Source organism: Streptomyces sp. NPDC057854 (genome assembly GCF_042797055.1).
Taxonomy (GTDB): Bacteria; Actinomycetota; Actinomycetes; order Streptomycetales; family Streptomycetaceae; genus Streptomyces.
Genome location: NZ_JBHVMF010000016.1, coordinates 137064 through 156736, shown reverse-complemented (window position 1 = coordinate 156736; position 19673 = coordinate 137064). Strand labels below are relative to the sequence as shown.

Below are 19673 nucleotides of genomic sequence, written 5' to 3'. Positions count from 1 at the left end.
TCGCCATGGCCCGGGACATCCTGCGGGCCCAGCCCTTCAGCCGCCTCGTCGGCGCCGACGTCCGCGCCTTCGGCGACGGCGGCGCCACCCTCGAACTGCCGATCCGCGAGGACCTGCGCCAGCAGAACGGCTTCGTGCACGGCGGAGTCCTCTCCTACGCCGCCGACAACGCGATCACCTTCGCCGCCGGCACCGTCCTCGGCCCGGCCGTCCTCACCGCCGGCTACTCCATCGACTACGTCCGCCCCGCCACCGGCGTCACCCTCCGGGCCCGCGCCGAGGTCCTGCACGCCGGCCGCCGCCAGGCCGTCGTCCGCTGCGAACTCCTCACCGTCGACGAGGAGGGCGACGAGACGCTGTGCGCCCTCGCCCAGGGCACCGTCCGCGCCGTCGGCTGAGTCACGCGTCCCCCACCCGCACCGGCCGGTGCTCGCGGCGGGAGCGCTCGCACGCGTCCGCGACCCGCAGCGCCGCCAGCGCCTCCCGCCCGTCGCACGGGTTCGGCGCCTCGCCGCGCACCAGCCGGACGAAGGCGTCCAGCTCCGCCTCGTACGCCGGGGCGAACCGCTCCAGGAAGCCCGGCCACGGCTTCGGCGGCGGCGCGGGGGAGTGCGGCTCCAGCGACGTGAGCGGGGTGCGCTCGTCCAGGCCCACCGCCAGCTGGTCCCGGTCCCCGGCCAGCTCCATCCGCACGTCGTAGCCGGCGCCGTTGCAGCGGGTCGCCGTCGCCGTCACCAGCGTGCCGTCGTCCAACGTGAGCAGCGCGGCGGCCGTGTCCACGTCACCGGCCTCACGGAACATAGCGGGACCCGCGTCCGACCCGGTCGCGTACACCTCCACGACCTCCCGCCCCGTCACCCACCGCACGATGTCCACGTCGTGCACCATGCAGTCCCGGAACAGCCCGCCGGACAGCGGCAGGTACGCGGCGGGCGGCGGCTCCGGGTCCGAGGTCGCCGTCCGCACCGTGTGCAGCCGGCCCAGCCGCCCCGCCCGCACCGCCTCCCGCGCCGCCCGGTAGCCCGCGTCGAAGCGGCGCATGAAACCCAGCTGGAGCTCGGTGCCCGCCTCCGCCACCGCCGCCAGCGCGGCCAGCGTCCCCGGCACGTCCAGCGCGATCGGCTTCTCGCAGAAGGCCGGCAGACCGGCCCGCGCGGCCCGGCCGATCAGCTCCGCGTGCGCGGCCGTCGCCGAGGCGATCACCACCGCGTCCAGGCCCCGTCCCAGCAGCGCCGGCACGTCCGGCGCGGTCTGTGCGCCCACCGCCGCCGCCACCGCCGCCGCCCGCGCCGGGTCGGCGTCCGTGACCACCAGCGCGCCGACCCCCGGATGCCGGGCGAGCGCCCCCGCGTGGAAACTCCCGATCCGGCCCGTACCGATCAGTCCGATGCGCATGGCCCCACCGTGAGCCGCCCGCCGGACGGTGTCAAGGCCGGCCGGGACGCGCCCGGACGCGCCGCCCGCGCCCCCGCCGGGCCGGTACGACGCCTTCCCGCCGCACCGCCCCGGCACTACGCTCGCCTCCCGTCCGCCCCGCCCCCGGCCCGCCCCGGCGCCCCGCGCCGCTGGCCCGTCCGAAGGGGCGCCGGACCGGGGGAAGGGCCCCCTGACGAGCGCCGGGACCCGCATGACCGATACTGCAATGCACGCAGAAGGCGACAAAGGAGGGCACGGCCTCGTGACCAGGCTTCGGACAGGAGGGGTACGCGCCGCGATCGGCGCCGTGCTCGCACTCGCGCTCACGGGAGCGCTCGCGGGGTGCAGCAGCACGGGCGGCAAGCGGGCGGAGGACGCCCGCAAGGCGGCCGCCGCCCAGGGCCGCGCGGCCGTGGACACCCCCCGCTGGACCTTCGCGATGGTGACCCACTCGGGCGACGGCGACACCTTCTGGGACATCGTCCAGAACGGCGCCGAGCAGGCCGCCGCCAAGGACAACATCAACTTCCTCTACGCCCACAGCGACGAGGCCCAGCAGCAGGCCCAGCTGATCGACTCGTACGTCGCCAAGGGCGTCGACGGACTGATCGTCACCCTCGCCAAGCCCGACGCCATGAAGGCGTCCGTGCAGAAGGCCGTCAAGGCCGGCATCCCGGTGATCACCGTGAACTCCGGCGCCGAGCAGTCCAAGGCGTTCGGCGCCCTCACCCACATCGGCCAGGACGAGACCGTCGCCGGCCAGGCCGTCGGCGAGGAGCTGACGAAGCGCGGACGGAAGAAGGCCCTCTGCGTCCTGCACGAACAGGGCAACGTCGGCCACGAGCAGCGCTGCGCCGGCACGAAGGAGACCTTCGGCGGCGAACTGGTCAACCTCTACGTCGACGGCACCAACATGCCCGACGTGAAGGCGTCCATCGAGGCCAAGCTCCAGTCCGACAAGGACGTCGACGCCGTCGTCACCCTCGGCGCCCCCTTCGCCGACGCCGCCGTCCAGGCCGCGAAGGGCGCCGGAAGCAAGGCCGAGATCGACACCTTCGACCTCAACGCCAAGGTCGCCACCGCCCTCGCCGCCGGCACCCTCGGCTTCGCCGTCGACCAGCAGCCCTACCTCCAGGGCTACCAGGCCGTCGACCTGCTCTGGCTCTACCGCTACAACGCCGACGTCCTCGGCGGCGGCAAGCCCGTCCTCACCGGACCGCAGATCATCACCCGCGACCAGGCCGGGGACCTGAAGCGGTACGCCGAGCGGGGGACCCGATGAGCACCACCGCCCCACCGTCCGACGGCGTCGACCACGTCGACGAACGCCTGCTGCGCACCAGCCCGCTGAAGAAGCTGCTCGCCCGCCCCGAGCTGGGCTCGGTCGTCGGCGCGGTCGCCGTCTTCGTCTTCTTCGCGGTCGTCGCCGACAGCTTCCTGCGCCCCTCCAGCCTCGGCACCGTCCTGTACGCGGCCTCCACCCTCGGCATCATGGCCGTCCCGGTGGCCCTGCTGATGATCGGCGGCGAGTTCGACCTCTCCGCCGGCGTCCTCGTCACCAGCTCCGCGCTGGTCTCGTCGATGTTCAGCTACCAGATGACCGCGAACGTCTGGGTCGGCGTCGGCGTCTCGCTGCTCGTCACCCTGGCCGTCGGCGCGTTCAACGGCTTCATGCTGACCCGGACGAAACTGCCCAGCTTCATCATCACGCTCGGCACCTTCCTCATGCTGACCGGCCTCAACCTGGGCGTCACCAAGATCGTCACCGGCACCGTCTCCACCAAGTCGATCGCCGACATGGAGGGCTTCCCCTCCGCCCACGCCGTCTTCGCGTCCACCCTCACCGTCGGCGGCGTCGAGCTGAAGGTCACCGTCCTGTGGTGGTTCGGCCTGGTCGCCGCCGCCACCTGGATCCTGCTCCGCACCCGCTTCGGCAACTGGATCTTCGCGGTCGGCGGCGGCGCCGACGCGGCCCGCGCGGTCGGCGTCCCGGTCTACCGCACCAAGATCGGCCTCTACATGGGCGTCGCCCTGTGCGCCTGGATCGCCGGCCAGCACCTGCTCTTCTCCTTCGACGTCGTCCAGTCCGGCGAAGGCGTCGGCAACGAGCTGATCTACATCATCGCGGCCGTCATCGGCGGCTGCCTGATCACCGGCGGCTACGGCTCGGCCATCGGCTCCGCCGTCGGCGCCCTCATCTTCGGCATGACCAGCAAGGGCATCGTCTACGCCGAGTGGAACCCCGACTGGTTCAAGTTCTTCCTCGGCGCGATGCTGCTCCTCGCGACCCTGCTGAACGCCTGGATCCGCAAGCGCGTGGAGGCGACCAAGTGACCACGGCCCCGCTGGTGGAGCTGACCGGCGTCAGCAAGTACTACGGCAACATCCGCGCCCTCGAAGGCGTCTCCCTGGAGGTGAACGCGGGCGAGATCACCTGCGTCCTCGGCGACAACGGCGCCGGCAAGTCCACCCTCATCAAGATCGTCGCCGGACTGCACCGGCACGACGCCGGCACGTTCCGCATCGACGGCGAGGAGGTCGTCCTCGCCAACCCGCGCGACGCCCTCGACCGGGGCATCGCCACCGTCTACCAGGACCTCGCCGTCGTCCCCCTGATGCCCGTCTGGCGGAACTTCTTCCTCGGCTCCGAGCCCACCAGGGGCAAGGGCCCCTTCAAACGGCTCGACACCGAGCGGATGCGGTCCACCACCCGCGAGGCGCTGCTCCGCATGGGCATCGACCTCCGCGACGTCGACCAGCCCATCGGCACCCTCTCCGGCGGCGAACGCCAGTGCGTCGCCATCGCCCGCGCGGTCCACTTCGGCGCCAAGGTCCTCGTCCTCGACGAGCCGACCGCCGCCCTCGGCGTGAAGCAGTCCGGCGTCGTCCTCAAGTACGTCGCCGCCGCCCGCGACCAGGGCCTCGGCGTGGTCCTCATCACCCACAACCCGCACCACGCCTACCTCGTCGGCGACCGGTTCGTGCTGCTCAAGCGCGGTGTGATGGCCGCGAGCCACACCAAGGAGTCCGTCACGCTCGACGAGTTGACCCGCCAGATGGCCGGCGGCAGCGAGCTCGACGACCTCCGCCACGAACTGGAGCGCCCCGCCGCCCCGTGACCCGCCCCGCCGCTTCTCCCGCCGACCCGACCCCCCTCCTGGCAGAATCGAGCCGATGAACACCTACCGTGACCCCGCCGCCCGGGGCGGTGTCCTGCGGACCGTCGGGACCCGCGAGCGGCGCTCCCACCTGTCGGCGCCCCGGGTGCCGACGGTGGGCATCGACATCGGCGGGACCAAGGTGATGGCGGGCGTCGTCGACGCCGACGGCACCATCCTGGAGAAGATCCGCACCGAGACCCCCGACAAGTCCAAGAGCCCCAAGGTCGTCGAGGACACCATCGTCGAGCTGGTCCTGGACCTCTCCGACCGGCACGACGTGCACGCCGTCGGCATCGGCGCGGCCGGCTGGGTCGACGCCGACCGGGCCCGCGTCCTCTTCGCCCCCCACCTGGCCTGGCGCAACGAACCCCTCCGCGACGCCCTCCAGGACCGGCTCGCCGTCCCCGTCATGGTGGACAACGACGCCAACACCGCCGCCTGGGCCGAGTGGCGCTTCGGCGCCGGACGTGGCGAGGACCACCTCGTCATGATCACCCTCGGTACGGGGATCGGCGGCGCCATCCTGGAGGACGGCCGGGTCAAGCGCGGCAAGTACGGCGTCGCCGGCGAGTTCGGGCACATGCAGGTCGTGCCCGGCGGCCACCGCTGCCCCTGCGGCAACCGCGGCTGCTGGGAGCAGTACAGCTCCGGCAACGCCCTGGTCCGCGAGGCCCGCGAGCTCGCCGCCGCCGACTCCCCGGTGGCGTACAACATCATCGAGCGGGTCAAGGGCAGCGTCCCCGACATCACCGGCCCGCTGATCACCGAGCTGGCCCGCGAGGGCGACGCCATGTGCGTCGAGCTGCTCCAGGACATCGGCCAGTGGCTCGGCGTCGGCATCGCCAACCTCGCCGCCGCCCTCGACCCGTCGTGCTTCGTCATCGGCGGCGGCGTCTCCGCCGCCGACGACCTGCTCATCGGCCCCGCCCGGGACGCCTTCCGCCGCCACCTCACCGGCCGCGGCTACCGCCCCGAGGCCCGCATCACCCGCGCCCAGCTCGGCCCCGAGGCCGGCATGGTCGGCGCCGCCGACCTCGCCCGCCTCGTCGCCCGCCGCTTCCGCCGCGCCAACCGGCGCCGCGTGGAGCGCTACGAGCGGTACGAGCGCTACGCGCAGGCCCTCCGCCCCGGCACGCACGGGCGCGCCGCCCGCACCCCCGAGGACCCCGGCTCATGACCGTGCAGGACCGCCTGCCCGAGCAGCGCCGGCCCGGGCCGCGGATGCCGGAGGACCGGGGCCGGATGATCCGGCGCCGCTGGCTCACGGCGGTCATCATCGTGCTGCTCGTCGGCATCCCCGCCGGCTACCTGGTGATCTCCGCCGGCCAGAGCCGGGAGAGCGGCGTCGACAAGGAACGCGAGTCCTCCGTCGTCGGCCTCCAGGACAACTGGCCGTCGCTGATGAAGCGCCGCATCTTCGAGGTCCCCGTCCCGGCGGGCGCCTCCGGCGTCGCCTACTACGAGACCAGCAACTGGAAGACCAGCCGGCTGTACGTCCAGTTCACCACCACGGCGACCGGCCTCGACACCTTCCTCGCCGAGTCCGGCACCAGCCGCTCCGCCCTCACCTCCGGCCGCATCACCGTCTCGGACCGGGACGCGGACATCGTCGGCTGGACCTTCCCCGACGGCCTGACCTGGTCCGGCACCACCGTCACCCGCGAGGACCCCCGGCCCGTGTCCGACATCACCGTCGACCTCACCGACCCGGCCTTCCCCCGCGTCTTCACGGTGTCCACCACCAGCCCCTGACCCGGCGGCCCGCCGCGGCGGGTGACAATGGACCCCATGAACAGCTCCCCCCGCCCCACCGCCGCCGAGGACGACTTCGCGCAGCACGCCGGTGCCACGCCGGCCCTCCCCGCCGTCGCCTCCTTCGACGAGCTCGGGCTGCCCGCCGAGGTGCGGGAGCTGCTCACCGCGCAGGGAGTCGTCACCCCGTTCCCGATCCAGGCGGCGACCCTGCCGAACGCCCTCGCCGGGCGGGACGTCCTCGGCCGCGGCCGGACCGGCTCCGGCAAGACGCTCGCCTTCGGCCTGCCGCTCCTCGTGCGCCTCGCCGGGAGCCGCGCGGAGGCCCGCAAGCCCCGCGCCCTGGTCCTGGTCCCCACCCGTGAACTGGCCCAGCAGGTCACCGACGCCCTCGCGCCGTTCGCCGGGGCGCTGGGCCTGCGGCTGGCCACCGTGGTCGGCGGCATGTCGATCGGCCGGCAGGCCACGGCGCTGCGCGACGGCGCCGAGGTCGTGATCGCCACCCCCGGCCGCCTGCTGGACCTCGTCGCCCGCAAGGACGCCCGGCTCGACCGGGTGGAGATCACCGTCCTCGACGAGGCCGACCAGATGGCCGACCTGGGCTTCACCGACCAGGTCACCGCCCTCCTCGACCTGGTGCGGGAAGGGGGCCAGCGGCTGCTGTTCTCCGCCACCCTCGACCGGAACGTCGACCTCCTCGTCACGCGCTACCTCCACGACCCGGTCGTCCACTCGGTCGACCCCTCGGCCGCCTCCGTCGACGGCATGGAGCACCTGGTCCTCCAGGTGCACGGCGCCGACAAGTTCGCCACCGCCACCGAGATCGCCGCCCGGGACGGGCGCACGATCATGTTCCTGTCCACCAAGGCGTCCGTCGACCGCTTCACCGCGCACCTGCGCGGCAGCGGCGTCCGGGCCGCCGCCCTGCACGGCGACAAGTCCCAGCCGCTGCGCACCCGCACCCTGGAGCGCTTCCGCGGCGGCGAGGTGACCGTCCTGGTGGCCACGAACGTGGCCGCCCGCGGCATCCACGTCGACGAGATCGACCTCGTCGTGAACGTCGACCCGCCCGCCGACCACAAGGACTACCTGCACCGCGGCGGACGCACCGCCCGCGCCGGCGGCTCCGGCACCGTCGTCACCCTGGTCCTGCCCGACCAGCGCAAGGACGTGCTCCGGCTGATGGCGGACGCGGGGCTCCGGCCCCGGGTCACCCAGGTCCGCTCCGGCGAGGCGGAGCTGACCCGCCTCACCGGCGCCAGGGCGCCGTCCGGCGTCCCCGTCGACGGTGCCGCCCCCAGTGGCGAGCGCCCGAAGCGCGGCGGCGCCCAGTTCCGCGGCATCGGCACCGTCCCCGGCAAGCCCGGCCGGGCGAAGAACGAGTCCCGCCGCTCCGCCGAGGAGCGCAAGCTCGCCGAGGCCCGCAGGGCCGCCCGCGTCCGCCGGGGCCGCTGACCCCCGCGTACCCGTCCGGCTCCCTCCCCTCGCTCCCCTCCCGCCTCCCTCACGCTCCCCGAAATCCGACCCGGCGCCGTGCCGGAACCGCGGAGATGAGAGGGTCGGGCGAGTGAGTGAGACACCGACGAACACCCTGCAATACCGAGTCGACGGGCCCGACGACGCGCCCGTCCTGGTCCTGGGCCCCTCGTTGGGCACCACCTTCCACATGTGGGACCGGCAGATCCCGGAGCTGACCCGGGACCGGCGGGTCGTCCGCTTCGACCTGCCCGGGCACGGCGGCGCCCCGGCGCAGCCGTTCACCTCCGTCGCGGAGCTCGGCGACCGGCTGCTCGCCACCCTCGACGGCCTCGGCGTCCAGCGGTTCGGCTACGCCGGCTGCTCGCTCGGCGGCGCCGTCGGCCTCGACCTGGCGCTGCGCGCCCCGCACCGGGTCGCCGCGCTGGCGCTGGTGGCGACGGCGCCGCGGTTCGGCACCGCCGACGAGTGGCGGCAGCGCGGCGTGGTGGTCCGCGCCAACGGCCTGGAGCCGATGGCCCGCACCGCGCCCGAGCAGTGGTTCACGCCGCTCTTCGCCGCGAACCAGCCCGCCATCGTCGACTGGGCCGTCCAGATGGTGCGGACCACCGACGCCGCCTGCTACGTCGCCGCCTGCGAGGCGCTGGCGGTGTTCGACGTCCGGGCCGCCCTCGGCTCCATCGGTGTGCCCGCGCTGGTCCTGGTCGGATCCGAGGACCGGGTGACCGGCCCCGCCGAGGCCCGTACCCTCGTCGCCGGCATCGCCGACGCCAAGCTGGCCGTCGTCCCGGGCGCCTCCCACCTCGCCCCCGTCGAGCAGCCGGCCGCCGTCACCGACCTGCTCCTGGAGCACTTCGCCGCGGCCGCCCTGGAGACCAGCGGCACCCTCGCCGTGCCGCCGCCGGTCCCGCCCGCGCCCCCCGCCCCGGCCGAGGCGCCCGCGCCTGCCGCGCCGGCGGCCGAGGACGGCGCGGAGGCCCCGGCGGGCCGCCCCGACCCGTACGAGAAGGGGCTCGGGCTGCGCCGCGAGATCCTGGGCGACGCCCACGTCGACCGGGCGCTCGCCGACGCGGACGCGGCCGACTTCCAGGAGCTCGTCACCCGCTACGCGTGGGGCGAGGTCTGGGCCCGCGACGGCCTCGACCGGCGCACCCGCAGCGTCGTCACCCTGACGGCGCTCGTCGCCGGCGGACACCGGGAGGCGCTCGCCGACCACACCCGCGCCGCCCTCCGCAACGGCCTGTCGCCGGCCGAGATCCGCGAGATCGTGCTGCACACCGCCGTCTACTGCGGCCTGCCGGCCGCCGAGACCGCGCTCGCCACGGTGGGCCGCGTGATCACCGAGGAGACGACGCCGCCGGTGTAGCGGGCGCCCTCGCCCGGGCCGGGCCCGCACGCCCGGCGTAGGGTGAAGGCCGTGAAGCTGACGAAGAAGTCCCACGCCTGCGTCCGGCTGGAGAAGGACGGGCGGACGCTCGTCCTCGACCCCGGCGCGTTCACGGAGGAGGACGCGGTGCGCGGCGCTGACGCGCTCCTCGTCACCCACGAGCACCCGGACCACTTCGACGAGGGGCGGCTCCGGGCCGCCCTCGACGCCGACCCGGCCGTCGAGCTGTGGACCCTGCGCAGCGTCGCCGACCAGCTGGCCGCCGCCTACCCCGGCCGCGTCCACACGGTCGGCGACGGCGACACGTTCACCGCCGCCGGCTTCGACGTCGAGGTCCACGGCGAGCTGCACGCGGTGATCCACCCGGACATCCCCCGGATCACCAACGTCGGCTTCCTCGTCGACGGCGCCGTCTTCCATCCCGGGGACGCCCTCACCGTCCCCGGCCGGCCGGTGGACACCCTGCTGCTGCCGGTGATGGCGCCGTGGAACAAGATCTCCGAGGTGATCGACTACGTCCGCGAGGTGAAGCCGCGCCGGGCGTACGACATCCACGACGCGCTGCTCACCGACCTGGCCCGGCCGATCTACGACCGGCAGATCGGCGGCCTCGGCGGCACCGACCACCGGCGGCTCGCCCCCGGGGCCTCCGCCGACCTCTGAGCCCCGGCGCCGGCGAGGCTCCGGGGCTCCGGGGGAGCGGGCTCCGGGCCGCTGTCGGTGCCCGCCAGTAGGCTGGTCGGCATGCGCATCGCCACCTGGAACGTCAATTCGATCACCGCCCGGCTGCCCCGGCTGCTGGCCTGGCTGGAGAGCAGCGGCACCGACGTGCTCTGCATCCAGGAGACCAAGTGCACCGCCGAGCAGTTCCCCGCCGAGGAGCTGCGCGCCCTCGGCTACGAGTCGGTGGTCAACGCCACCGGGAGGTGGAACGGCGTCGCCCTGCTCTCCCGCGTCGGCTTCGAGGACGTCGTCACCGGCCTGCCCGGCGGACCCGAGTACGACCTGGTGCAGGAGCCCCGGGCGATCTCCGCCACCTGCGGCCCGGTCCGCGTCTGGTCGGTCTACGTGCCGAACGGCCGGGAGGTCGCCCACGAGCACTACGCGTACAAGCTGCGCTGGCTGGAGGCGCTGAAGGCGGCCGTCGCCGGCGACGCGGCCGGCGACCGCCCGTTCGCCGTGCTCGGCGACTACAACATCGCCCCGACCGACGACGACGTCTGGGACGTCTCCCTCTTCGAGGGCGCCACCCACGTCACCGAGCCCGAGCGCGCGGCCCTCGCCGGCCTGCGCGAGACCGGCCTCACCGACGTCGTCCCGCGCCCGCTCAAGTACGACCACCCGTACACGTACTGGGACTACCGCCAGCTCGCCTTCCCGAAGAACAAGGGCATGCGCATCGACCTGGTCTACGGCAACAAGCCCTTCGCCGAGGCCGTGAAGGACAGCTACGTGGACCGCGAGGAGCGCAAGGGCAAGGGCGCCTCCGACCACGCCCCGGTCGTCGTCGACCTCGACCTCTGACCGCGGTGACCTGCGCGGGCGCTCCATAACGATCTCAGCGTGCCGGGTGGTGGACCGGCGGGTGACGATGCGACGCTGTTCCGATGAACATCCCGTTTCTCGACCACTGGCGCAAGCGGCACGAGCCCGACCCGTCCCCGCTGGCCGCGGCCTTCGACCGTGACCCCGAGGGCGTGGCGGAACTGCTCGCCGAGTGCGAGCTGCTCCGCGCCCGGGTCGAAGGGGCGGGCGTGGCGCTCGACGACTCCCCGCGCTCCCTGGAGGAGCTGGACCAGCTCCCGCCGCGCTGGCGCGACGACGCCGAGGAACTGCCCTGGTTCGGCAACGACGCCGGGCTGTACCTCGGCACCGTCATCGTGCGGAACGTGCCGGGCGCCCGCTGGCAGGTGTGGCCGAACGGCGGTCCGGTCGTCGTCCTGGAGTCCGGCCTCGAGGTCCCGGTCGTGGAGTACGGCGTCGAGTGGGCGATGAGCGGGGCGCCCGAGCTCTCCCAGGTGTACGCCGAGGCCGCCGAGGAGTGACACCCGGCGGCAGCCGCCCCCGCTCACCCGGTTGCCGTAAATACGGCTAATCGCGACTTCGTCCGTTTCGGGCGTGTCGGGTGTGAAGTCCCTTTTCCCGGCGGTAGTTTGCGCTGTCTCGACACACCGCAACGGCACACCGCTGGGAATGGGGCAGGGCAGCGCATGACCGTCGATCCACTGATCGAACTGCGTGGCGTCAACAAGCACTACGGCACGCTGCACGTCCTCCAGGGCATCGACCTCACCGTCGGCCGCGGTGAGGTCGTCGTCGTCATCGGCCCCTCGGGCTCCGGCAAGTCCACCCTCTGCCGGGCCATGAACCGGCTGGAGACCATCGAGTCCGGCGAGATCCGCATCGACGGCCGGCCCCTCCCCGAGGAGGGCAAGGACCTCGCCCGGCTCCGCGCCGACGTCGGCATGGTCTTCCAGTCCTTCAACCTCTTCGCGCACAAGACCGTCCTCGCCAACGTCTCCCTCGCCCCGATGAAGGTCCGCCGCCGGAAGCGGGAGGAGGCCGACCGGCGCTCCCGGGAACTGCTCGACCGGGTCGGCCTCGCCGCCCACGCCGACAAGTACCCGGCGCAGCTCTCCGGCGGCCAGCAGCAGCGCGTCGCCATCGCCCGCGCCCTCGCCATGGACCCCAAGGCGCTCCTCTTCGACGAGCCGACCTCCGCCCTCGACCCCGAGATGATCAACGAGGTCCTGGAGGTCATGCAGCAACTCGCCCGCGAGGGCATGACGATGGTCGTCGTCACCCACGAGATGGGCTTCGCCCGCTCCGCCGCCAACCGCGTCGTCTTCATGGCCGACGGGCGGATCCTGGAGGACCGCGCCCCCGAGGAGTTCTTCACCGCCCCGCGCAGCGAGCGCGCCAAGGACTTCCTCTCCAAGATCCTCTCGCACTGACCGGGGTGGGAACCATGCAGCGCACGCACCGACGCCCGGGCACCCTCGCCCTGCTGCTCGCCGTCGCCGGCCTCCTGCTGGCCGGCTGCGGCCGGCCCGGCAGTCCGCCCGTCAAGGGCCCGCAGCCCGACCAGCTCCCCGTCTACCAGGTCCGGTCCGGCTTCACCCTGCCGGACTCGGCCACCTGGAACCGGGCCAAGAAACGCGGCCGGCTGATCGTCGGCGCCAAGGAGGACCAGCCGTACCTCGGCGAGAAGGACCCGGCCACCGGCCGCTACTCCGGCTTCGACATCGAGATCGCCAAGATGGTGGCCGCGTCCCTGGGCTTCGACCCGGCGACCGGTGTCGAGTTCCGCACCATCGCCTCCGCCAACCGCGAGACCGCCCTCCAGAACGGTCAGATCGACTACTACGTCGGCACCTACACCATCAACGACAAGCGCAAGCAGCTCGTCGGCTTCGCCGGCCCCTACTACCAGGCCGGCCAGTCGCTCCTCGTCCGCACCGACGAGGAGGACATCCGCGGCCCGGCGGACCTCGACGGCAAGCGCGTCTGCTCCGCCGCCGGCTCCACCCCCTACCAGCGCATCCAGCAGGAATACCCGAAGGCCGAACTCGTCGCCTACGACACGTACTCGATCTGCGTCGACAACCTCCTCACCTACCAGGTCGACGCCGTCACCACCGACGACACCATCCTCATGGGCTACGCCGCCAAGGTCCCCGACGAACTGAAGCTCGCCGGGAAGCCGTTCTCGAAGGAGCCGTACGGGATCGGCGTGCCGCGCGGCGACACCGCGCTCCGGTTCGCCCTCGACGACGCCGTCGCCGCGCACCAGAGGAACGGCGACTGGAAGAAGGCGTACGACGCGACCCTCGGCCTCTCCGGCGTCCCCGCCCCGGCGCCGCCGCCCATCGACCGCTACCCGTCCGACTGAGGACCGCCACCGCTGACATGGACGTACTGACAGAGAACTTCTCGCTCTACGGCGAGGGTTTCCTCGGCACCCTCGAACTCACCGTCTACGCCTCGGCGCTCGCCCTCGTCCTGGGCTTCGTCATGGCCGCCTTCCGGGTCGCGCCCGTCGGATCCTTCCGGGTCTTCGGCACGGTCTGGGTCACCGTCCTCCGCAACACCCCGCTCACCCTGCTCTTCTTCGCGGTGATGCTGGGGCTGCCCCGCTTCGGGATCGTGCTGCCCTTCGAGCTGTTCGCGGTCCTCGCCCTCGGCTGCTACACCTCGGCCTTCGTCTGCGAGGCGCTGCGCTCGGGCATCAACACCGTCCCGGTCGGGCAGGGCGAGGCTGCCCGCAGCCTCGGGATGAGCTTCACCCAGACCCTCGGCACGGTCGTCCTGCCGCAGGCGTTCCGCTCGGTGATCCCGCCGATCGGCTCCACCCTGATCGCCCTCGCCAAGAACTCCGCCATCGCCGGCGCCTTCAGCGTCACCGAACTCCTGGGCACCTACAAGACCTTGAGCGAACTCGGCTACAACATCATCTGGACCTTCGTCTGGATCGCCGTCGGCTACCTGATCATCACCCTCGCCATCAGCGCGCTCTTCCACGCGATGGAGAAGCGCTGGGGGGTCGCCCGATGAGCCGTCCGCCGCAGGCCAGCGCCCTGTACGACCTCCCCGGCCCGCACGCCCGCCGCCGCCACCTCCTCTACGGCCTGGCCTCCACCGCCGTGATCCTCGGCATCGCCGCCTGGATCCTCTACCTCCTCTTCGACACCGACCAGTTCAACGCCGTGAAGTGGCGGCCCTTCGTGTACGAGGGCATCCAGGAGCTGCTGCTCGAAGGGCTCGGCAACACCCTCAAGGCGTTCGCGCTCGCCGCCGTGCTGTCGCTGGCGCTCGGCGCGGTCCTCGCCACCGGACGGCTCTCCGACCACCGGCCGGTGCGCTGGATCGCCACCCTGCTGGTCGAGTTCTTCCGCGCCATGCCCGTACTGGTGATGATCTTCTTCATCTTCGTGGCGCTCAAGGTGCAGCCGCTGCCCGCGCTGGTCGCCGGACTCACCCTCTACAACGGCTCGGTGCTCGCCGAGGTCTTCCGGGCCGGCGTGCACGCCGTGCCGCGCGGGCAGGGCGAGGCCGCGTACGCCCTGGGCCTGCGCAAGACCCAGGTGATGACCTGGGTCCTGGTCCCGCAGGCGGTCCGCGCGATGCTGCCCGCCATCATCAGCCAGCTGGTGGTGGCGCTGAAGGACACCTCGCTCGGCTTCCTCATCACCTACGAGGAGTTCCTGCACGCGGGCAAGCTGATCGCCTCGAACCTCGACTACGACCTGCCGTTCATCCCGGTCGTCCTCGTCATCTCGCCGATCTACATCGGCCTGTGCATGCTGCTCTCCTGGTTCGCGACCTGGGTCGCGCGCCGGGAGCGCCGCGACCCCCGCACCAAGGGGGTGGACGTCGCTCCCGCCGCACCGGTGGTGACGCTGCCGGGCCGGGAGTGACCCCTCGACAGGCCCCCGCACGGGCCTGACACCGGCCCGGCAGCAGCCGTGATCACTCCTCCCGCACCGGCACCGACAGGTACGAGGGATCCGACGCGGGGGAGGAGAAGGTCAGCTGCGCGCCGGCCGGGTTGTGTTCGATGTACAGCGGGTCGACGGCGTCGACGACCAGCGCCAGCCGGTGGCCGGCCGGCACGTCGTAGGCCGTGGAGAACAGCTCCAGGTCCACGGCGAACGGCCGACCGGGCGTCCGGTCGTGGAAGGTGTACGGGGCGTGGGACACCAGCTTCCCGATGCCGAGGGGGCCCACGTCGTAGAGGTACGCGACGAAGGTGCCGCTCGACGCGGTCGGCGTGACCGTGGTGTGCAGCACCGGGGTGCCGCGCACCGCCGCGCCGGAGTCGTACCGCCCGGACTGCCAGACGGCGGCGGAGGTGCGGGGGAGGAGCGGCACGGAGACGGCCGGCGGGGTCTGCGTCAGCTGGTCGAGGAGGTTGCTGAGGAGTACGACGCCGCCGTTGGCGCCGGAGTCCGCGCCGGTCCACAGGTGCTCGGGGTCGTTCAGGGTGAGCCGCTCGCGGTGGGCGTGGACGGACGCCCAGTCGGCGTAGCCCTCGTAGCCGCCGTCGGAGCGCGGCTTCAGCTGGACGGGCCGCTCGCGGTCGACGCCGTTGTCGGCGCCCTTCAGATAGCGGTCGAACCAGCGGTGGGCGCTGGTCCAGGTGTCGTTGGGCAGGCCGAGGAGGCCGGTGGCCTCGGCGGTGGCGTGGTCGCCGGGGCGGAACTCCAGCCGCTTGGGGCCTTTCAGCTTCTCGAAGAAGCTCGCGTACTGGTTGGGCGGGAAGATGGTGTCGCCCCAGGCGTTGCCCAGCATGACCGCGGTGCCGTGGGCGTTGATCCGGTCGAGGTGGGTGGCGGCCGAGCGCTGCCGGCCCCAGGCGATCATCTCGTCCTCCTGGTCCAGGTTGGACGAGAGGAAGTCCTTGAGGACCTTCTCCAGTTCGGGTCCGGGGCGGCCGGTGAGGTAGCCGGCGCCGCCGAGCAGCGCGGCGGCCTGGAGGTGCTGGGTGCGGCCGCTGTAGATGGAGTCGATGAGGTCGGCCCAGCCGCTCAGCGCGGCGACGGCCTTGATCCGGGGGTCGTGGGCGGCGGCGAGCAGGCTGATGCCGGCGCCGTAACTGACTCCGGCCATACCGATCTTGCCGGGGTCGGCCGGGGTGTTGGCGAGCGCCCAGTCGATCACCCGGGACGCGTCGGCGACGTCCTTCGGGCCGGCGGTCTCGATCTCGCCGCCGGACTGCCAGAAGCCGCGCGAGTTGTAACTCACCACGACGTAGCCGGAGTCGGCGAGCTTCTGCGCCTGCGCCAGGTACTCGACCTGGGGCATGGCCCAGCTGGTCGGCAGCACGACGACGGGATGGCGGGTGGAGCCGCCGGCGCCGGCGGGCGTGACGACGTTGGCCTTGAGGACGGTGCCGCCGTCACCGGCGATGTCGACGAACCGGATCGTCGGGCCGGAGTCGGCGGCGTGGGCGGCGGGGGACAGTGCCAGGGCCGTCCCGGCCACCAGGGCGGCCGAGACGGCGAGGGCCAGGGGTGTACGCACGGGCCACTCCTCGATGGGGGGTCGCTGATGGGGGGGCAGCGAAGTGGCCCGACGGTAACCGCGCGGTGCTACCCGTGGTAACCGGTCGGTAAGTTACGTGCGGGTAACGATTGTGGGCCGCGGCCGGACCTCCCCGGCCGCCGCCAGGTCCGCGTACGCCTCCCGGTGCGCGCCGACGGCCACCAGGAACATCGCCAGGTCGGTCAGCGCCCGCGCCTCCGCGTCCCGGGCCGCGCCGGGGCGGCGGGCCAGGGCCGCGCCCTCGTCGAAGAGCGGGCGCAGCGCGTCGAGGTTCCGGGGGGCCCGGTGGATCGCGCGCAGCGCGGCGCGGGCGGTGAGCCGCCGGTGCACGGCGGACAGGGCCGGCAGCCAGCGCGCCGGATCCCCCTCGGCCCTCCTGGTGAGCGCCGCCTTCTCCGCCTCCAGCGCGGGGACGGCGGCGGCGTACGCGCGCTTCACGTCGGGGGACCAGTGGTGGTCGTCCTCGCCGAAGCAGGGGCCCGGCGCCTCCGGCGACGCCGGCGGTTCGTCCGGGCGGACGGAGAGGAGGAACAGGGTCGCCCACCAGGAGGGGAGGGTGCCCCACTTCGTGGGCTTCCCGGCCTCCGCGAGCCGCGCCAGGACGTCCAGCGCCTCCCGCCGGATCGCCCCGGCCTCACCGGAGCTTCCCGTCCGGTCGAGTAGGTCCGCCTGGTGGCGCAGGGCCCAGACCAGGACCGCCTGAGGCTCCCGGCCCTCCGCGGCGCCCGCGCGCGCGGCGTCCAGGAACTCCCCGAGGCACCCGGCCGCCTCATCGCCCCGCCCCGCCGCCTCCAGCCGGGCCGCGCGGGCGACCGCCTGCCAGAACTCCGTCCTCTCGTCACCCGCCGGCGGCACCTCGGCCGCCAGCGCCTCGGCGTACCGCCCCTCCTCGGAGAGGGCGACGACCAGGCGCCGCGACCCGTACCCGGGACGGGGCACCTGCCCGCGCCCGAACCCCTCCCGTCCCACGGCCGCCGACTCCGCGCACACCGCCAGCGCCTCGGCCCTGCGCCCCCGGCCGAACAGCAGCTTCGCGTACGACCCGAGCGCCCGGCACAGGACCTCCGTCCGCAGGTGGTGGTCCGGCCGGAGCAGCCGCGCCGCCGCGACCGCCTCCCGCGCCAGCTCCTCCGCCCGCTCCGGCGTCGCCGCCCGCGCCCAGCTGAGCCGGCTCGCCAGCTTCGGCGCGTACACGTCCGGGCTCACCGGCGCCAGCACCCGGTAGGCGTCCAGCTCCTGATGGTCACTCAGCCGCCCGGATCCCAGCAGCAGCACCCGCGCCCGCATCACCGCTTCCTCGTCCACAGCCCCCGCGCTCCCCGTCTCGCCCCTGTGTGTCATGGCGGAGATTCTGGGAGCTCGCCGCCATCCCGGACAAGGCGCGCGAACTGTGCGTTCCGTCCTACGAAAAACGCCTCTGACCTGTCATGATGGACACGTCTTCACCTCTGCTCCAGGCTTGGCCCGTGCAGCCGACGAGCCTTCCCGATGTCTTCGATCCCCGGATCCACGCCGCCGGGCCGCCCCACGACGCCTTCCGGGAGCTGCGCGACCGGGCGCCCGTCGCCTGGCAGGAGGAACCCGCGGTGCTGGGGTGGCCGGCCGGGAGCGGCTTCTGGGCGGTGAGCCGGCACGCCGACGTCGTGCGGGTGCTCAAGGACGCGGAGACGTACTCCTCGTGGCTCGGCGCCACCCAGATCCGCGACCCCGACCCTGCCGACCTTCTCTTCATCCGGCGCATGATGCTCAATCAGGACCCGCCGGAGCACGGTCGGCTGCGGCGGCTGGTCAGCCGGGCGTTCACGCCGGGGCGGATCGAGCGGTTCGAGGCGACCGCCCGCGTACGGGCCCGCCGGCTGCTCGCGGCGGCCGTCGCCGAGGGAGGCGGGGGCGGCGAGGTCGACCTCGTCCGGGCCGTCACCGACGACTACGCACTCCTCAACCTCACCGACCTGCTCGGCGTACCGGCGTCCGACCGCGCGCTGCTGCACGCCTGGACCGAACGGGTCATCGCCTACCAGGACCCGGACGAGCCGCCCGTCCTCGACGCCGCCGGGCGGCCCGTCAATCCGCGGTCACCGGCGATGCTCGCCGAGATGTTCGCGTACGCCCAGGAACTCGCCGCGTACAAGCGCGCCCACCCCGCCGACGACCTCATGACCACCCTCGCCACCACCGAACTCGCCGACGCCGAAATGGAGATGTTCTTCTTCCTGCTCACCGTCGCCGGCAACGACACCGTGCGGTCGGCGGCCCCGGGCGGCGTTCTCGCCCTCTGTGCGCACCCCGGCGAGCAGGCCGGGTTCTGGCGGGGCGAGACGGGCACGGACACCGCCGTGGACGAACTGCTGCGCGTCCACCCGCCGGTGCTGTCCTTCCGCCGCACCGCCGCCCGGGACACCGTCCTCGCCGGGACCCGGATCGCCGCCGGGGACAAGGTCGTCGTCTTCCACGTCTCCGCCAACCACGACGAACGCGTCTTCCCCGACCCGCACCGCCTGGACCTCGGCCGCCGCCCGAACCCGCACGTCTCCTTCGGTGACGGCCCGCACGTCTGTCTCGGCGCCCACTTCGCCCGTCTGCAACTCCGCGTCCTCTACGAGGAGTTGCGGGAAGCGTGCGCGGGTGTGGAGTCCGCCGGGCCGCCCCGGCGGCTCGTCTCCAACTTCATCAACGGGATCACGTCGCTGCCGGTGCGGCTGCGGGAGCCCTGAGCGCGGCCCGCGTCACGTCCGCCACCAGCTCGACCACGTCGGGGCCGTACGCCTGGGAGTTGACCACCCGCAGCAACAGGACGAACGAGCCGCCCCGGTGGGTGCGGGCCAGCCGCTCGTGGTGCCGGGCCAGATAGCGGCTCGCCGCCTGGTTGGTGATCGCCCGCTGCCCGCAGAAGAGGAAGACCGGGCGCCCGCCCTCGCCCGCGGTGATCCGCGCGAGCACGACGTACTCGACGGCGCCCGGTTCCATCCGGTACCGCTCGCCGCCCACCTCGATCGCGCCCCGCTCCTCGACCGGTTCCGGCTCCGTGTTCATGGTCAGGCCGGGCATGAGCGTCCCGAGGTGAGCGGCGGTCCGCCGATTCGACCCGGGGCCGCCGACGCAGAACTCCGTGCGGTCCCCGAAGCCCAGATGGGTCCGGTCGTGCTGGACGATCTGCGCCTGCGCCCGGCAGTCCTTCACCAGCGCGGCCAGTTCCAGCAGCGCGAACACGTCGAAGCGGTGCACCGCCCCGTCGCCGCCCGCCTCGCGGTTGACGACGAGCAGGCACTCCGCGTGGTCCGGCAGACCGAAGAACGCCTGCTTGCGGCGGAGCCGGCGCCGCCACAGGTACGTCCGGGCGATCCAGCCCAGCGCCGCGCTCAGGCCGGTCGCCAGCACGCCGAGCACGATGTTCCGCAGGTCCTCGTCCATAGGGGCGCATGCTAGCGGCGGTCGGG

At 73.4% G+C, this 19673-nt stretch carries 20 protein-coding genes; 16 read left to right on the top strand and 4 right to left on the bottom strand.

The genetic code is table 11. From position 1 onward, the window contains the following. The first annotated feature begins 5 nt into the window (after positions 1–5). Positions 6–398: a PaaI family thioesterase gene (locus tag ACFVQZ_RS23350; protein WP_030496439.1), complete on the top strand. Its 393-nt coding sequence runs from the start codon at positions 6–8 to the stop codon at positions 396–398. 1 nt (position 399) lies between these two features. On the opposite strand, the gene ACFVQZ_RS23345 is transcribed toward ACFVQZ_RS23350, so the two are convergent. Continuing rightward, a complete protein-coding gene (locus ACFVQZ_RS23345; protein ID WP_030496440.1) occupies positions 400–1395 on the bottom strand; it encodes a Gfo/Idh/MocA family oxidoreductase in 996 nt (331 codons plus the stop codon). 283 nt (positions 1396–1678) lie between these two features. On the opposite strand from ACFVQZ_RS23345, the gene ACFVQZ_RS23340 reads away from it, so the two are divergent. From ACFVQZ_RS23340 to ACFVQZ_RS23275, 14 genes are all read left to right on the top strand, one after another. Further along, on the top strand, positions 1679–2698 hold the full coding sequence (locus tag ACFVQZ_RS23340; protein WP_081959389.1) for a sugar ABC transporter substrate-binding protein: 1020 nt from the start codon (positions 1679–1681) through the stop codon (positions 2696–2698). Continuing rightward, positions 2695–3750: an ABC transporter permease gene (locus ACFVQZ_RS23335; RefSeq protein WP_383625613.1), complete on the top strand. Its 1056-nt coding sequence runs from the start codon at positions 2695–2697 to the stop codon at positions 3748–3750. Before ACFVQZ_RS23340 ends, ACFVQZ_RS23335 begins: the two co-directional genes overlap by 4 nt. After that, positions 3747–4535, top strand: a complete 789-nt coding sequence (locus ACFVQZ_RS23330) for a sugar ABC transporter ATP-binding protein (protein WP_030496443.1) — start codon at positions 3747–3749, stop codon at positions 4533–4535. The genes ACFVQZ_RS23335 and ACFVQZ_RS23330 overlap by 4 nt, the downstream gene beginning before the upstream one ends. Positions 4536–4590: 55 nt before the next feature. Continuing rightward, positions 4591–5754: an ROK family glucokinase gene (locus ACFVQZ_RS23325; RefSeq protein ID WP_030496444.1), complete on the top strand. Its 1164-nt coding sequence runs from the start codon at positions 4591–4593 to the stop codon at positions 5752–5754. After that, complete coding sequence (locus tag ACFVQZ_RS23320; RefSeq protein ID WP_030496445.1) at positions 5751–6329, top strand: hypothetical protein; 579 nt, start codon at positions 5751–5753, stop codon at positions 6327–6329. Before ACFVQZ_RS23325 ends, ACFVQZ_RS23320 begins: the two co-directional genes overlap by 4 nt. A 36-nt stretch (positions 6330–6365) precedes the next feature. Further along, complete coding sequence (locus tag ACFVQZ_RS23315) at positions 6366–7784, top strand: DEAD/DEAH box helicase (RefSeq protein WP_030496446.1); 1419 nt, start codon at positions 6366–6368, stop codon at positions 7782–7784. A gap of 112 nt (positions 7785–7896) precedes the next feature. Next, entirely contained in the window at positions 7897–9171 is a 1275-nt protein-coding gene (locus tag ACFVQZ_RS23310; protein WP_030496447.1) for an alpha/beta fold hydrolase, read from the top strand. Positions 9172–9222: 51 nt separating this feature from the next. Continuing rightward, on the top strand, positions 9223–9855 hold the full coding sequence (locus ACFVQZ_RS23305) for an MBL fold metallo-hydrolase (RefSeq protein ID WP_383625607.1): 633 nt from the start codon (positions 9223–9225) through the stop codon (positions 9853–9855). A gap of 81 nt (positions 9856–9936) precedes the next feature. Then, positions 9937–10716 carry an exodeoxyribonuclease III gene (locus ACFVQZ_RS23300; protein WP_030496449.1) on the top strand — a complete coding sequence of 260 codons (780 nt, stop codon included), beginning with the start codon at positions 9937–9939 and terminating at the stop codon, positions 10714–10716. An 83-nt stretch (positions 10717–10799) separates the two neighbouring features. After that, complete coding sequence (locus ACFVQZ_RS23295; RefSeq protein WP_383625603.1) at positions 10800–11237, top strand: DUF6278 family protein; 438 nt, start codon at positions 10800–10802, stop codon at positions 11235–11237. A gap of 165 nt (positions 11238–11402) precedes the next feature. Continuing rightward, on the top strand, positions 11403–12146 hold the full coding sequence (locus tag ACFVQZ_RS23290; protein WP_030496451.1) for an amino acid ABC transporter ATP-binding protein: 744 nt from the start codon (positions 11403–11405) through the stop codon (positions 12144–12146). Between the two features lie 14 nt (positions 12147–12160). After that, complete coding sequence (locus ACFVQZ_RS23285) at positions 12161–13084, top strand: glutamate ABC transporter substrate-binding protein (RefSeq protein WP_030496452.1); 924 nt, start codon at positions 12161–12163, stop codon at positions 13082–13084. A gap of 17 nt (positions 13085–13101) precedes the next feature. Further along, complete coding sequence (locus ACFVQZ_RS23280) at positions 13102–13746, top strand: amino acid ABC transporter permease (protein WP_030496453.1); 645 nt, start codon at positions 13102–13104, stop codon at positions 13744–13746. After that, positions 13743–14609: an amino acid ABC transporter permease gene (locus ACFVQZ_RS23275; RefSeq protein WP_383625598.1), complete on the top strand. Its 867-nt coding sequence runs from the start codon at positions 13743–13745 to the stop codon at positions 14607–14609. The genes ACFVQZ_RS23280 and ACFVQZ_RS23275 overlap by 4 nt, the downstream gene beginning before the upstream one ends. 52 nt (positions 14610–14661) lie before the next feature. On the opposite strand, the gene ACFVQZ_RS23270 is transcribed toward ACFVQZ_RS23275, so the two are convergent. Both ACFVQZ_RS23270 and ACFVQZ_RS23265 read right to left on the bottom strand, forming a co-directional pair. Then, a complete protein-coding gene (locus ACFVQZ_RS23270; protein ID WP_383625595.1) occupies positions 14662–16215 on the bottom strand; it encodes a CocE/NonD family hydrolase in 1554 nt (517 codons plus the stop codon). Positions 16216–16308: 93 nt separating this feature from the next. Beyond that, on the bottom strand, positions 16309–17577 hold the full coding sequence (locus ACFVQZ_RS23265; RefSeq protein ID WP_383625592.1) for a hypothetical protein: 1269 nt from the start codon (positions 17575–17577) through the stop codon (positions 16309–16311). 125 nt (positions 17578–17702) lie between these two features. Between ACFVQZ_RS23265 and ACFVQZ_RS23260 the strand changes: the two genes are divergently transcribed. Continuing rightward, complete coding sequence (locus tag ACFVQZ_RS23260) at positions 17703–18950, top strand: cytochrome P450 (protein WP_383625589.1); 1248 nt, start codon at positions 17703–17705, stop codon at positions 18948–18950. On the opposite strand, the gene ACFVQZ_RS23255 is transcribed toward ACFVQZ_RS23260, so the two are convergent. Beyond that, positions 18916–19647: a hypothetical protein gene (locus tag ACFVQZ_RS23255; protein ID WP_030496458.1), complete on the bottom strand. Its 732-nt coding sequence runs from the start codon at positions 19645–19647 to the stop codon at positions 18916–18918. The genes ACFVQZ_RS23260 and ACFVQZ_RS23255 overlap by 35 nt on opposite strands. Positions 19648–19673 lie beyond the last annotated feature (26 nt).

Bases quoted from the DNA above. Each gene is read 5' to 3' on its own strand.
- ACFVQZ_RS23350 (WP_030496439.1), top strand. From the start codon at position 6: ATGGCCCGGGACATCCTGCGGGCCCAGCCCTTCAGCCGCCTCGTCGGC.
- ACFVQZ_RS23345 (WP_030496440.1), bottom strand. From the start codon at position 1,395: ATGCGCATCGGACTGATCGGTACGGGCCGGATCGGGAGTTTCCACGCG.
- ACFVQZ_RS23335 (WP_383625613.1), top strand. From the start codon at position 2,695: ATGAGCACCACCGCCCCACCGTCCGACGGCGTCGACCACGTCGACGAA.
- ACFVQZ_RS23325 (WP_030496444.1), top strand. From the start codon at position 4,591: ATGAACACCTACCGTGACCCCGCCGCCCGGGGCGGTGTCCTGCGGACC.
- ACFVQZ_RS23320 (WP_030496445.1), top strand. From the start codon at position 5,751: ATGACCGTGCAGGACCGCCTGCCCGAGCAGCGCCGGCCCGGGCCGCGG.
- ACFVQZ_RS23315 (WP_030496446.1), top strand. From the start codon at position 6,366: ATGAACAGCTCCCCCCGCCCCACCGCCGCCGAGGACGACTTCGCGCAG.
- ACFVQZ_RS23300 (WP_030496449.1), top strand. From the start codon at position 9,937: ATGCGCATCGCCACCTGGAACGTCAATTCGATCACCGCCCGGCTGCCC.
- ACFVQZ_RS23295 (WP_383625603.1), top strand. From the start codon at position 10,800: ATGAACATCCCGTTTCTCGACCACTGGCGCAAGCGGCACGAGCCCGAC.
- ACFVQZ_RS23290 (WP_030496451.1), top strand. From the start codon at position 11,403: ATGACCGTCGATCCACTGATCGAACTGCGTGGCGTCAACAAGCACTAC.
- ACFVQZ_RS23285 (WP_030496452.1), top strand. From the start codon at position 12,161: ATGCAGCGCACGCACCGACGCCCGGGCACCCTCGCCCTGCTGCTCGCC.
- ACFVQZ_RS23280 (WP_030496453.1), top strand. From the start codon at position 13,102: ATGGACGTACTGACAGAGAACTTCTCGCTCTACGGCGAGGGTTTCCTC.
- ACFVQZ_RS23275 (WP_383625598.1), top strand. From the start codon at position 13,743: ATGAGCCGTCCGCCGCAGGCCAGCGCCCTGTACGACCTCCCCGGCCCG.
- ACFVQZ_RS23265 (WP_383625592.1), bottom strand. From the start codon at position 17,577: ATGACACACAGGGGCGAGACGGGGAGCGCGGGGGCTGTGGACGAGGAA.
- ACFVQZ_RS23255 (WP_030496458.1), bottom strand. From the start codon at position 19,647: ATGGACGAGGACCTGCGGAACATCGTGCTCGGCGTGCTGGCGACCGGC.